Annotated in this window: 15 protein-coding genes; 3 read left to right on the top strand and 12 right to left on the bottom strand. The window is 58.4% G+C overall.

The window, feature by feature from the left end; translation table 11 throughout:
- Nucleotides 1–49 precede the first annotated feature (49 nt).
- Together pgeF and rluD are read right to left on the bottom strand one after the other, a co-directional pair.
- Nucleotides 50–784 carry a peptidoglycan editing factor PgeF gene (gene pgeF, locus BLW11_RS07635; RefSeq protein ID WP_048359269.1) on the bottom strand — a complete coding sequence of 245 codons (735 nt, stop codon included), beginning with the start codon at nt 782–784 and terminating at the stop codon, nt 50–52.
- Complete coding sequence (rluD, locus tag BLW11_RS07630) at nt 781–1743, bottom strand: 23S rRNA pseudouridine(1911/1915/1917) synthase RluD (RefSeq protein WP_048359543.1); 963 nt, start codon at nt 1741–1743, stop codon at nt 781–783. The genes pgeF and rluD overlap by 4 nt, the downstream gene beginning before the upstream one ends.
- A gap of 148 nt (nt 1744–1891) precedes the next feature.
- Here rluD and BLW11_RS07625 point away from each other — a divergent pair, with 148 nt between their 5' ends.
- Nucleotides 1892–2905, top strand: a complete 1014-nt coding sequence (locus tag BLW11_RS07625) for an outer membrane protein assembly factor BamD (RefSeq protein ID WP_048359270.1) — start codon at nt 1892–1894, stop codon at nt 2903–2905.
- 118 nt (nt 2906–3023) lie between these two features.
- Nucleotides 3024–3254 carry a PP0621 family protein gene (locus BLW11_RS07620; RefSeq protein ID WP_048359271.1) on the top strand — a complete coding sequence of 77 codons (231 nt, stop codon included), beginning with the start codon at nt 3024–3026 and terminating at the stop codon, nt 3252–3254.
- A gap of 63 nt (nt 3255–3317) precedes the next feature.
- Here the strand turns inward: BLW11_RS07620 and thiO are convergent, their stop codons facing one another.
- The 5 genes from thiO to pilV are packed head-to-tail and all read right to left on the bottom strand — an operon-like array spanning nt 3318 to nt 6550.
- Nucleotides 3318–4418 carry a glycine oxidase ThiO gene (gene thiO / locus BLW11_RS07615; RefSeq protein WP_048359272.1) on the bottom strand — a complete coding sequence of 367 codons (1101 nt, stop codon included), beginning with the start codon at nt 4416–4418 and terminating at the stop codon, nt 3318–3320.
- A gap of 33 nt (nt 4419–4451) precedes the next feature.
- A complete protein-coding gene (locus BLW11_RS07610; RefSeq protein WP_048359273.1) occupies nt 4452–4853 on the bottom strand; it encodes a type IV pilin protein in 402 nt (133 codons plus the stop codon).
- 10 nt (nt 4854–4863) lie between these two features.
- Nucleotides 4864–5394: a pilus assembly PilX family protein gene (locus BLW11_RS07605; RefSeq protein ID WP_241486115.1), complete on the bottom strand. Its 531-nt coding sequence runs from the start codon at nt 5392–5394 to the stop codon at nt 4864–4866.
- A gap of 11 nt (nt 5395–5405) precedes the next feature.
- Nucleotides 5406–6095, bottom strand: coding sequence for a PilW family protein (locus BLW11_RS07600; protein WP_074836732.1), 690 nt, complete (start codon nt 6093–6095; stop codon nt 5406–5408).
- Entirely contained in the window at nt 6092–6550 is a 459-nt protein-coding gene (pilV, locus tag BLW11_RS07595; RefSeq protein WP_048359275.1) for a type IV pilus modification protein PilV, read from the bottom strand. The genes BLW11_RS07600 and pilV overlap by 4 nt, the downstream gene beginning before the upstream one ends.
- A gap of 259 nt (nt 6551–6809) precedes the next feature.
- Here pilV and BLW11_RS07590 point away from each other — a divergent pair, with 259 nt between their 5' ends.
- The gene (locus tag BLW11_RS07590) at nt 6810–7316 is read left to right on the top strand and encodes a GspH/FimT family pseudopilin (protein ID WP_048359545.1); all 507 of its coding nucleotides are present in this window, start codon (nt 6810–6812) and stop codon (nt 7314–7316) included.
- On the opposite strand, the gene ispH is transcribed toward BLW11_RS07590, so the two are convergent.
- From ispH to ribF, 5 genes are all read right to left on the bottom strand, one after another.
- Nucleotides 7313–8260 (bottom strand): 4-hydroxy-3-methylbut-2-enyl diphosphate reductase, encoded by a 948-nt coding sequence (gene ispH, locus BLW11_RS07585; RefSeq protein WP_048359276.1) that lies wholly within the window; start codon nt 8258–8260, stop codon nt 7313–7315. The two genes, BLW11_RS07590 and ispH, sit on opposite strands and share 4 nt — an antisense overlap.
- Before the next feature lie 65 nt (nt 8261–8325).
- On the bottom strand, nt 8326–8763 hold the full coding sequence (gene fkpB, locus BLW11_RS07580) for an FKBP-type peptidyl-prolyl cis-trans isomerase (protein ID WP_048359277.1): 438 nt from the start codon (nt 8761–8763) through the stop codon (nt 8326–8328).
- Entirely contained in the window at nt 8756–9274 is a 519-nt protein-coding gene (gene lspA / locus BLW11_RS07575) for a signal peptidase II (RefSeq protein ID WP_048359278.1), read from the bottom strand. The genes fkpB and lspA overlap by 8 nt, the downstream gene beginning before the upstream one ends.
- Nucleotides 9267–12098, bottom strand: a complete 2832-nt coding sequence (ileS, locus tag BLW11_RS07570; RefSeq protein WP_048359279.1) for an isoleucine--tRNA ligase — start codon at nt 12096–12098, stop codon at nt 9267–9269. The genes lspA and ileS overlap by 8 nt, the downstream gene beginning before the upstream one ends.
- Entirely contained in the window at nt 12095–13045 is a 951-nt protein-coding gene (gene ribF, locus BLW11_RS07565; protein ID WP_048359280.1) for a bifunctional riboflavin kinase/FAD synthetase, read from the bottom strand. Before ribF ends, ileS begins: the two co-directional genes overlap by 4 nt.
- Between the last annotated feature and the right edge of the window lie 111 nt (nt 13046–13156).

Genomic DNA, 13156 nt, shown 5'->3' with positions numbered 1-13156 from the left:
TAGATGCGGGCGATTACGGGAGTTTCAAGCGTTTGGAAAATGACGCAGATCAGCTGGACGGTCTTTCGATCCAAACCAGTGATGCAAAACGGCCAGTGCGGGGACTGCGCCGGTAGGAGAAAAAACGCGGGTCGGACACAGTGCAGAAACCGCCACCGTATACCGCGGTGATGCCAAAACGAGCCAAACGCAGACGCGCCAGCTCATAGATGTCGGCCATGTAGCGCCCGGCATTGACACTGGGCACAAAGGCGCCAGCCGCTTCGGGCATGCCCGTGACAAAGACTTCCCGAACCTCGGCACCCACTTCAAATGCCTTGGGGCCAATCGTCGGCCCCAGCCACACCAGGATATCCCGGGGCTCAACATTGAGGCTTTGCGCTGCAGCTTCAAGCACCCCTGCCGCCAGCCCGCGCCAACCTGCATGGGCTGCTGCAACGCGAGTACCGGCACGATCGCAAAACAGCGCAGGCAGGCAGTCAGCCGTCATCGCCGTGCAGGCAATGCCTGGGGTTGCCGTCCAGCTCGCGTCGGCTTCGACAATCAGGTCGGGATTGGCAGGTGCGACCACAACCCCGTGAACCTGGCTAAGCCAAGCGGGCTGTACGTCAAAAATATGGGTGAGGCGCTGGCGGTTATGCGCAACGGCCACAGGGTCGTCGCCAACATGGTCGCCCAGGTTGAAGCTGTCGAACGGCGCCAGACTGACGCCGCCCGCACGGGTGGTCACACAGGCCCTGATGCCTGCCGGCGCAGGCCAGTCAGGAATCAGGAAAGTGTTCACCCGATGAATGCCTCACGGTCTTGCTTGAGCAACGTCAACAACCAGACAAAGTCGTCCGGAAGTGGCGATTCCCAGCTCATGCGCTTACCGGTCGTCGGATGATCCAGCTCGAGGAAACGAGCATGGAGTGCCTGACGCGGGAAGGACTTCAGGGATTCAACCATCGTCACACTGGCAGACGGCGGAATACGGAAGCGACCACCGTAGGCAGGGTCTCCGACCAACGGGAAGTTGATGTGGGACATATGCACACGAATCTGGTGCGTACGACCGGTTTCCAGCTTGACCCGCACATGGGTGTGGGAACGGAAACGTTCAAGCACACGGTAATGACTTACCGCCTGCTTGCCGCCCTCCATTACCGCCATGCGCTGGCGCTGCTGGCCGTGACGGCCGATGGGCGCGTCGATCTTGCCCCCGGCGGTGACGACACCGATAACAATGCACTCATAGATCCGGCTGACACTGCGGCTCTGCAACTGTGTAACAAGTTGCGTCTGCGCCTGAATGGTCTTGGCGACCACCATCAGACCAGTGGTGTCTTTGTCCAGGCGATGCACGATCCCCGCACGCGGCACATTGATAATGTCCGGTACGTGATGCAGCAAGGCATTGAGCAAAGTGCCACTGGCATGCCCTGCAGCCGGGTGCACCACCAGGCCCGCAGGCTTGTTGATGACCAGGATGTCATCGTCTTCGTAGACGATATCCAGGGGAATGTCTTCAGCGATCCACTCACCCTGTGCTTCCTGCTCTGCAGTCAGCTCCAGGATGCAACCACCGTGCACAGTGTCACGGGGGCGTATGACGGCTCCGTCCACAGTAAGGCGGCCGTCTTTGATCCAGGCGGAAAGGCGCGAGCGCGAGTGCTCAGCGAATAATTGTGCGGCGACTTGATCGAGGCGTTGGCCACCCAGTTCGGACGGCACCTCTTCGCGAAGTTGAATTTTCTCGGACATGCTCATCAGGACCGCGCCAAGCCTTTGGTTTCGGCTGCGCGCTTGTGGTTAAATACGGCGTCTTTTGCCCCGAGGCTTTTCACGGGGCGCTCATCATAACAGGACGGACCCGCCCAAGACAGCGGCCGTCATAGGGACGCAAGCCGCCATGCAAGTGAGACACCTGCTGCTGATCGCCATCCTCGCACTGACTGCCGCTTGCTCGTCGACAAAAGAAGTAGTTGACGAAAACCTCAGCGAAGTCGAGCTGTACCAGCAGGCACAGGCCGACCTGGACAACCACAGCTATACCAGTGCTACCGCCAAACTCAAGGCCCTTGAGTCACGCTACCCGTTCGGTCGCTATGCCGACCAGGCCCAGCTTGAACTGATTTACGCCTACTACAAAAACTCCGAACCGGAAGCTGCCAAGTCCGCTGCCGAGCGGTTTATCCGCCTGCATCCACAGCATCCCAACGTCGATTACGCCTATTACCTGAAAGGTTTGACCTCGTTCGACCAGGACGTAGGCCTGCTGGCGCGTTTTCTGCCGCTGGACATGACCAAGCGCGACCCGGGCGCTGCACGTGACTCTTACAACGAGTTCGCCCAGCTCACCAGCCGCTACCCCAACAGCCGTTACGCACCTGACGCCAAGCAGCGCATGATCTACCTGCGCAACCTGCTGGCAGCGTATGAAATCCACGTAGCCGATTACTACCTGACTCGTCAGGCTTATGTAGCTGCTGCCAACCGTGGCCGCTATGTAGTCGAAAACTTCCAGGAAACCCCTTCGGTCGGTGACGGCCTGGCGGTAATGGTTGAATCGTATCAGCGCATGCACCTCGACCAGTTGGCCAACACTAGCCTCGAAGTGCTCAAAGCCAACTACCCGGACCACCCGAGCCTGGTTGACGGTCAGTTCGTACCTCAGGTTTCCGAGTCGGACAACCGTTCGTGGCTGAGCAAGGCCACTTTGGGCCTGATCGAGTCCACCACGCCGCTGCCACCGGGTGAAACCCGCGCCAACATGGACATCCAGAAGCAGTATCAGGATGCCAAGGACGCAATCCCTGCTGAATTGAAGCCAAAAGATGCCGATGGCAACATCATCGAAGCACCTGAAGCTCAAACCCCAAGCCGTTCGTGGTTCAGCTACATGACACTTGGCCTGTTCGACTGATTGTTCGGCGCCAAAAAAAAGAGCCCTTCGGGGCTCTTTTTTTATGTTTGATTTGGCGCTGTGCGCCTGCCAAGTCCTTGGCTAAACTGATACATCTTTTCTCGAATAGCGAATAACCATGTTTCGTTTACTGATCTGGGCTGCCTTGATCGCTGCAGGTGTGTGGCTCTGGCGCAAATACAAAGCCAATCTGGCCGAGACTAAAAAGCCGGTAGATCCAGGCGTCCTGCCGATGGTGCGCTGCGCCCACTGCGGCGTGCACCTGCCCCGCGATCGCGCCCTGAGCCAGCAGCAAGAGTGGTATTGCACCCAGAACCATCTGGAGCAAGGGCCCAAGCCGCGAGGCTAGGCCTGCACAAACACTTGTAGCGGCTGCGTCGGCAGCTGCTACAGGGTTTCTGCCAGCCTATGTTCAGATACGCCCCTCTGGCGCATAAGGCGCGGGGTCAATGATTGGCTCACGCCCCAACAGCAAGTCAGCGAACAACTGGCAGGAAGCCGGCGCCAGCACCAGCCCGTTACGATAATGCCCGCAGTTGAGCCATAGCCCTTCGAAACCCGACACCCTCCCGATATAGGGAATGCCTTCAGGCGAGCCTGGGCGCAAGCCAGCCCAATGCCCTACCACTTCAGCATCAGCCAATGCCGGGATCAGCTCGACGGCCGAAGCTTTCAGGCTCTCAAGGGCCGTTTGGGTCGGGGTTTTATCAAAACCTTCGTGCTCCAGCGTGCTCCCGATCAAGATATGACCATCACGACGCGGAATGGCATAACGCCCTTTTGCCAGCACCATGCACGGCAAAAAGTCGGAAGCGCACTTGTACAAGATCATTTGCCCTTTAACTGGCTCCACCGGCAGTTCAAGACCGAGCCCGCTGAGCAGTTCACCGCTCCAGGCTCCAGCCGACAAAACCACCTCATCGCCAAGAATCTCGCCGCGTACCGTATTAACACCCGAGATTTTTTCGCCTTCGCGGATAAACCCCAGCACTTCGCATTGCTCATGGATCGTGACATTGGGCATTGCTTGCAGCGCAGCCTTGAGCGATTTCACCAGTCGCGGATTTCGCACATTAGCCACATCGGCCATATAGATCGCGCGGGAATAGCCCCCACCCAGCACCGGTACCGCATCGGCAACCGCCGAAATATCAGCCACGGCCAGCGGCCGACCCTCTCGCCGGGCCCACTCCAGAGCCTGCGCTTCATCGTCCAGATCCAGCCAATACAAACCGGTGGTGTGAACTTCCGGGTCAACACCCGTGGAGGTAAACAAACGCTCGGCCAACTGTGGATAAAAATCCTGGGACCAGTGCGCCAACGCCGTCACCGCACCGTTGTAGCGCCATGGGTAGAGCGGCGAAACGATCCCGCCGCCGGCCCATGAAGACTCCTGCCCTACCCCGCCACGATCCAGCAGGACTACCTGCTCTACATCAGCAGCCAGATTAAACGCAGTCAGCAGGCCGATAACCCCGCCCCCGACAATCACCACCCGTTGCTGCCTTGCCATCTATTGATCCAGCCCGTCATTCAAAATAAAGCGTTAGCGCCCCCAACACTGCTGCACTGTCATGCCAGGGACGGCCTGGGTAATCGCAGCCAGACCCGTGTGGGCCAGCGTAAAGCTGCCACAAGGGTCTCCCGCCATTGCAGCGCCCTCTTTGGGCGTCGCCGTTAGCAAGAAGGTGTGGTCTGCAAGATCGGACGTAATGTCGTAATACTGATTACCTGAACTGAGGTCTTGCCCGCCGTTATATACCGCGTTCCTTGCATAAAACCGCTCAAGACTTTGGGCTTGCTCCGACAGCTGGACGATGATTTGAGCGCGATAAGCCCGCTTCACATAATCGCTGTACTGCGGATAAACGAATGCTCCAAGGATACCGATGATCAGCACCACGATCATCAGTTCGATCAGGGTAAAACCTGCTCCATATCTATACATTGCGTGCTCACTATTGCAGTTGCCGCCACATGATCCTGCGAAAACGCTGTGGCACTCCCGCTTCAGAGCTGTCATCCGCGCCTTGATAACGCGCATGGATGCTTTCCAGTACTGTGCGCGACTGCCCGCGAATACCAATGCCTGTCACTCGGTACAAATGACTAACCACCGCTTCAGGCAGATGGGCCGCCCCAGTACTGGGGCCAAGGCTCTGCACGCCAAACAGCCCATCCGGAACTCGTATCCAGCGCACCCTGGACACCGGGTCAATTGCAGGCCCGGCCTGAGCCCCCACCGTCACTGGCGGAGTACAGCCGGAGGGCGAAGTACAACCCACCATGGTGCGCCATTCGACCTGAAGCCAATACTCACCACTACGCAGTGCAGATTCTGCGGCCTGAAATGAGTGATTGGCGTGTTGAACGCTGCCGGCCATTTTTACCTGTTGAGTCGCGCTGACCATTGATGCCAGACCGATCAGGCTCAGCAGCAGCATAAAAACCAGGCTGACCAGTAATGCCATACCGCTCTGAGAGTTCAAAGGAGCCCCCCCTAAGCCAGCCGATTACGTAAAGCGACAACCAGGAGATAGGCCTGGTCCCTGACTCGCGCGCCAGAATCTCGCAGCGTCAAGGCGATCCGTACACTGCGGATACTGGCAACATCAGCCGGGCGAGCCTCATAGCGCAGTACCGATTGCGCACTCGCCGAACCGGCCACGCCAAAACTCACATCAAACGCAGCAACATTGTCGAGCAACACGGCTTTTTGGGGGCCGAGCTTCAATTGCCCGTTTTCAAAACGGTAAAACACCTCGCGCACGGGTAAAGCGGTTTCGCCGGGAGCGACGGATAGCCGCGCTCCCGGATACGCTTTTGCAAAAGTGGTGCAGTCAGTCACGATCGTCCAGTCCGGCCTGCCCCCCTGAGGCCCCACATCCGCACTGATCATTCGCAACGAGCCCGCAGCCCCTTGCCAGGACACAGGCGCCTGAAACGCTGCGGGCGCATCAAGAATGCGATCACTCGAAAGGCAGCCAAGCATGCCCGCCATGCGGATTTCCTGAGCCATTTTGCTCAGAACATAACGCGCGTCCTCCTGCAGCAACGCCGATGAACGCTGGCTCAAGTAAGTCTCACGGGTGCTTAAAAACACCTGGGTCAGCCCCAACACCACCAGCAACCCCAACGCCAGCGCCACCATCAGTTCAATCAGCCCGAAACCTGAACTCGAACTTCTCACGACGCGCTCACCCCTGCATTGCCAGCAATGCGGCTACTCAGGGTAAATGCGCCCGAGTCGCCTTCATGCTTGCCAGCGCGAGCGTCATCCCATTGCAGCGTGATATTCACCTGTTGGCCAATGACAGCAATTTCGCCGCGGGCGGTCTCCCCGCCGAAATCACGAATATTGCGTTTGAACTCACTCAGGTCATGGCCGACAACCCCCGTGACCGTTGGGCTGACCTGTTCCACGGCCGAAACCCGGTAATCACCGCCTGAGTTGGCGCGCATTCGATCCAGCATGGCGTAGGCAACAAAGCTGGCCTGGGTGCTCATCAACGCACTGGCGGTGTATTTCAGGGCATTGAGCTGCATGCCGGCAGCACCCAGCAGGCTGATCACCAAGATCAACAGCGCAATCAGAACTTCGATCAGGGTCATGCCGGCTTGCCGGTTTCTATAGAGGTGAGCCATCTGCGTCTTCCATGTCTGAGGGGACAGCGACACGTCCTGTATCGCCCAGCCAAAAGCCTAGCGTCAGCCGTAGCTGTTACTGGTAGGACGCAGCCAAACAGAATGAGCAGCTTTCTCGCCTCATTTCGTGGGCCATAGCCCGGCAAAAAAACCTGAATACATGATGAAACCATTACCGGGTATCGACAGCTTCCGAGTCAGCTATACCGAGAAAACACACCAAAAGACCTCCAGGGAAATCATCGTGTATCAACGCGGCATGAGCCTGATCCAATTGCTGATAACGCTGTTGATCGTGGCGATCACAGCCCGGCTTGCAGGCCCGGCCTATAACGCACTCATTGAACAGCAACGCCGGCAGGTCATTGCCGAACAACTGGCCAGCAGCCTGCGCAATGCACGCACCGAGGCACTGTTGCGTCATCAATATGTGGTGATTCATGCCCGGGAGGAGGATTGGAGCCGGGGCTGGACGACGATTCTGGACTTGAGTGGCAGGGGCCATCTCGACAAGAGCAACCCGGTGCTGGTCGAAACACGGGACAGCTCACGCATACCCATTGCGGGCAATGCACCGGTTAAACACTATGTTCGATTCAGCCCGCTGGGCGAGCCCATACTGAGCGGGGGAGCATTTCAGGCCGGGACGCTGCATGTTTGCGAGGCAAGGACCGGACAGAGCCACTATCAGGTAGTGCTAGCAAAAAGCGGACGTATCAGCCTGCGCAGCGATCAAGCTGCGCAGGCCTTGTGCGCGTCAACTTAGGTGATGGCGCGTACACGCAACTCTTTGGGCATGGAGAATGTGACGTTCTCTTCGCGGCCCGCCAGCTCGTCGGCACCGGTTGCACCCCAGGCATGCAGCTGCTGAATCACGCCACGGACCAGCACTTCAGGAGCTGAAGCGCCCGCCGTGATACCAATGCTCTGCACGCCGTCGAACCAGCTTTTTTGCAAGTCTTCGGCACCGTCGATCAAGTAGGCAGGGGTTTGCATACGCTCCGCCAGCTCGCGCAGGCGGTTGGAGTTGGAGCTGTTAGGGCTGCCCACCACGAGTACCACATCGCACTCATCGGCCAGCTGCTTGACCGCATCCTGACGGTTTTGCGTCGCGTAACAGATGTCGTCCTTGCGTGGCCCGCCTATAGCCGGGAAGCGCGCGCGCAGGGCGTCGATCACACGACTGGTATCGTCCATCGACAAGGTGGTCTGAGTCACAAACGCCAGCTTTTCCGGGTCGTTGACCTGCAGATTGGCAACGTCCTTTTCATCTTCGACCAGATAAATAGCGCCGCCATTACCGGCATCGTACTGGCCCATGGTGCCTTCTACTTCAGGGTGACCGGCGTGGCCGATCAGGATGCACTCACGACCGTCACGGCTGTAGCGCGCCACTTCGATATGCACCTTTGTGACCAGCGGGCAGGTAGCGTCAAACACTTTAAGGCCACGGCCTGCAGCTTCTGTGCGCACGGCCTGGGAAACACCGTGGGCGCTGAAAATCACGATGACGTCGTCCGGCACCTGATCCAGCTCTTCGACAAAGATCGCGCCGCGGGAGCGCAGATCTTCAACAACAAATTTGTTGTGCACCACTTCGTGGCGAACATAGATAGGCGGACCGAATACTTCCAGAGCGCGATTAACGATTTCAATCGCACGGTCCACCCCAGCGCAGAAGCCACGGGGGTTGGCGAGTTTGATATGCATGCTGGGCCTCGTGGGACGCGCAAAAAAATAATGCCTGTCAGGCCCGGCCGGAGCCGGGCACTGGATTACAGCGCTTTAACGTCTTTGATTTCCACGTCGAAGGTCAGGGTCTTGCCTGCCAACGGGTGATTGAAATCGATGGTGACCTGCTCGTCATCAAAGGCTTTGACCACACCCGGAAGCTCGGTGTTGGCCGCATCATTGAAAATCACCAGCAAACCTTGCGACAACTCCATGTCCTTGAACTGCGAACGCGGAATAATCTGTACGTTTTGCGGGTTAGGCTGGCCGAACGCGTTTTCCGGAAGGATTTCCAGAGTGCGCTTGTCACCCGCCTTGAAACCGAACAATGCTGCTTCAAAACCTGGCAGCAGGCTGCCATCGCCGACCTTGAAGGTGGCCGGGGATTTGTCGAAGGTGCTGTCGACAGTGTCGCCATTCTCAAGTCGCAAAGCGAAATGCAGGGTGACCTGAGTGTTCTGACCAATACGCTGCTCAGTCATGAGCGGGCTCTCCAGTCTTTTTACTTTTAAACATATCCAGCGCCAGCATCACGGCACCTACGCAAATCGCACTGTCGGCGAAGTTGAATGCAGGGAAGTACCAGCGATTTTGCCAATGCACCAGAATGAAATCGACTACATGGCCGTAGGCAATGCGGTCATACAGGTTACCCAGCGCACCACCCAGGATCAGGGCAAGTGCAATGGCCAGCCAGGTGTCATTGCGCCCAAGACGCTTGAGCCAGACCACCAGCACCCCACTGACCACGACAGCAATCAGCGCAAATAGCCAACGCTGCCAGCCGGCACTGTCAGCCAGAAAGCTGAAGGCCGCGCCGGTGTTGTAAGCCAGGGTCCAGCTGAAGAGATCAGGGATCACCACAATCTGCTGGTACATCTGCAGCGAGTTATCGAAGTAGACCTTGCTGGTCAGGTCAATGACCAGAACCAGCAGAGTCAACCAGAGCCAGCCCAGGCGCCCGAAGCGCCCGGCAGTGCTGGTGTTAGGCATAGTGACGTACCTCGCCGGCGCCGCTGATGTTGTCGACGCAACGACCGCAGATTTCCGGATGCTCCGGATTCACGCCGACGTCTTCACGGCAGTGCCAGCAACGAGCGCACTTGGCGTGTGCCGACTTGACCACTTTAAGCTTGAGACCGGCCACTTCGGTAACCACGGCATCCACAGGCGCAAGCGAGAACGGTGCAACGCTGGCAGTGGAGGTGATCAGCACGAAGCGCAGTTCGTTGCTCAGTTTGGACAGGTCAGCTGCCAGTTCATCTTCGGCGAACAAGGTGACTTCAGCCTGCAAGTTGCCGCCAATGGCCTTGGCTGCACGCAGGTTTTCCATTTCCTTGTTGACCGCAACCTTGACCGCCATGATCCGTTCCCAGTAGGCACGGTCCATCTCGGTGCCTTGCGGCATCTCGGTCAGGCCTTCATACCAGGTGTTGAGCATCACCGATTCGTTGCGCTCGCCCGGCAGGTATTGCCACAGTTCGTCAGCAGTGAACGACAGGATCGGCGCGATCCAGCGCACCAGCGCTTCGGAGATGTGGAACAGCGCGGTCTGGCACGAACGACGGGCCTTGCTGTCGGCACCCGTGGTGTATTGACGATCCTTGATGATATCGAGGTAGAAACCGCCCAGCTCCTGCACACAGAAGTTGTGCACTTTGGAGTACACGTTCCAGAAGCGGTACTCGCCGTAATGCAGCTCCAGCTCGCGTTGCAGCAGCAAAGCGCGATCCACGGCCCAACGATCCAGTGCCAGCATTTCTTCGGCAGGCAGGATGTCGGTGGCCGGGTTAAAGCCGGTCAGGTTCGACAGCAGGAAGCGCGCGGTGTTACGGATACGCCGGTAGGCGTCCGCACTGCGTTGCAGGATCTGGTCGGAAACCGCGATTTCGCCCGAGTAGTCAGTGGATGCAACCCACAGACGCATGATGTCGGCGCCCAGGGTGTCGTTGACCTTTTGCGGTGCAATCACGTTGCCCAGGGACTTGGACATTTTGCGACCGGCTTCGTCCACGGTGAAACCGTGGGTCAGCAGTTCGCGGTACGGCGCGTGGTTGTCGATGGCGCAACCGGTCAGCAACGAGGAGTGGAACCAGCCACGGTGCTGGTCGGAACCCTCAAGGTACAGGTCGGCACGCGGGCCGGTCTCGTGACCCATAGGGTGCGAACCGCGCAGGACGTGCCAGTGCGTGGTGCCCGAATCGAACCATACGTCCAGGGTGTCACTGATTTTGTCGTACAGCGGCGCTTCGTCGCCCAACAGCTCGGCAGCGTCCATTTTGAACCAGGCTTCGATGCCTTCGACTTCAACGCGCTTGGCCACTTCTTCCATCATTTCGACGGTACGTGGGTGCAGCTCGCCGCTTTCCTTGTGCAGGAAGAACGGGATCGGCACGCCCCAGTTGCGTTGACGCGAGATGCACCAGTCCGGACGGTTGGCGATCATCGAGTGCAGGCGCGCCTGGCCCCAGGCAGGAATGAACTGGGTGTTTTCGATAGCCTGAAGTGCACGGGTGCGCAGGGTATCGCCGTCAGTCGGCTGCTTGTCCATACCGATAAACCACTGCGCGGTGGCGCGGTAGATCAGCGGAGTCTTGTGACGCCAGCAGTGCATGTAGCTGTGGCTGATGGTTTCGGTGAACATCAGCGCACCGGCTTCGATCAGCTTGTCGATGATGTTCTGGTTGGCCTTCCAGATGAACTGGCCACCGAAGAACTCCAGCGACGGAACGTATACGCCGTTGCTTTGCACCGGGTTGATGATGTCATCGTTGACCATGCCATAGGCTTTGCAGGTCACGAAGTCGTCCACGCCGTATGCCGGGGCGGAGTGAACCACGCCGGTGCCAGCGCCCAGCTCAACGTACTCGGCCAGGTAAACTGGCGACAGACGGTCGTAGAACGGGTGACGGAAATTGATCAGTTCCAGAGCTGCACCGGTGGTAGTCGCGATGACCGAACCTTGCAGGTTGTAACGAACCAGACAGGACTCGACCAGCTCTTCAGCCAGCACCAGCAGCTTGTCGCCCACGTCGACCAGCGCGTAGGTGAATTCCGGGTGCACGTTAAGTGCCTGGTTGGCCGGGATGGTCCACGGGGTGGTGGTCCAGATCACGATAGAAGCAGGCTTGCTCAGTGCTGCCAGGCCAAAGGCTTCGGCCAGTTTGGCGTCATCTGCAATCGGGAACGCAACGTCGATGGCTGCGGACTTTTTGTCCTGGTACTCAACTTCCGCTTCTGCCAGGGCCGAACCGCAATCGAAACACCAGTTCACAGGCTTGAGGCCTTTGAACACGAAGCCGCCTTTGACGATTTCGGCCAAAGCACGGATTTCACCGGCTTCGTTTTTGAAGTCCATGGTCTTGTACGGGTTAGCGAAGTCACCCAGCACGCCCAAACGGATGAACTCGGACTTCTGGCCCTCGATCTGCTCGGTGGCGTAGGCACGGCACAGCTCGCGGGTTTTGTCCGCAGGCAGGTTTTTACCGTGGGTCACTTCGACCTTGTGTTCGATTGGCAGACCGTGGCAATCCCAACCCGGCACGTACGGCGCATCAAAACCCGACAGGGTTTTGGAGCGGATGATCATGTCCTTCAGAATCTTGTTCAGCGCATGACCGATGTGGATCGTGCCGTTGGCATACGGAGGACCGTCGTGAAGTACGAACTTCGGACGATCCTTGCCAATCTCGCGCAACTTCCCGTACAGGCCAATGCTGTCCCAGCGCTGCAAAATTTGCGGTTCGCGCTGTGGCAGGCCGGCCTTCATTGGGAAGGCTGTGTCCGGAAGGTTTAGCGTGGCTTTGTAGTCGGTCATTTCAGGCTCTTTTTAAGCGGTTGACCCAGCCAAAAGGCTCGGGCGGCGGCGACGTCCGCATTGATCGCCGTCTTGAGCGCCTCCAGGGAGGCGAAACGCTGCTCATCACGCAGCTTGTGGTGGAATGCCACGGTCAGACGCCGGCCATACACATCACCGGCGAAATCCAATAGATGTACTTCAAGATGGGCACTGCCATCCCCTGCAACAGTTGGCCGCACGCCAATATTGGCGACACCGGGCCAGATTTTACCGTCGATTTCAACACTGACCAGATACACCCCGGTCAATGGCACACGACGACGCTTGAGCTGGATATTGGCGGTCGGCGTGCCCAATTGGCGCGCCAGCTTCTGCCCGTGCAATACCCTGCCGGCGATTTGAAAAGGGCGCCCCAGCAAACGCTCTGCAAGGGAGAAATCTGCAGCGGCCAAGGCATCACGCACCTTGGTACTGCTGATTCGCACACCATCAAGTTCGACCGTTTGCGCCGCCTCGACGGTGAAACCCTGCATCTGGCCTGCTTGCTGCAAAAAGTCGAAATCGCCCACACGGTCGCAGCCAAAACGGAAGTCGTCACCGACCTCCAGATGCTGCACACCCAGGCCATCAACCAGAATGGTATCGACGAACTCGGCAGCGCTGAGCTTGCACAGGCGTTGATTGAACGCCAGGCAAAGCACCCGATCAACCCCGGCGTCAGCCAGCAGCTGCAGCTTGTCGCGCAGCCGGGCCAGACGTGCCGGAGCCGTATCCGGGTTGAAGAACTCGCGCGGCTGCGGCTCGAAAATCACCACGCAGCTGGGCACGCCCAACTCCAGTGCACGCTCACGCAGCCGGTCCAGGATAGCCTGGTGACCACGGTGTACACCGTCAAAGTTGCCAATAGTGGCGACACAGCCCCGATGCTGGGGCCGCAGATTGTGAAGGCCTAGAACCAGCTGCATAACGCGCTTCTTGCTCATAAAGTGGTCGATTATAACCACACCCGGCCCGGTACGACAGGCAACAGCGCAAGGCAAATCAGGTCATTTCGACAAAATAGACGTCTGACCTGC

The sequence above is a fragment of the Pseudomonas deceptionensis genome, from assembly GCF_900106095.1.
GTDB lineage: Bacteria > Pseudomonadota > Gammaproteobacteria > Pseudomonadales > Pseudomonadaceae > Aquipseudomonas > Aquipseudomonas deceptionensis.
This window is presented reverse-complemented; position numbering and strand designations above follow the sequence as displayed.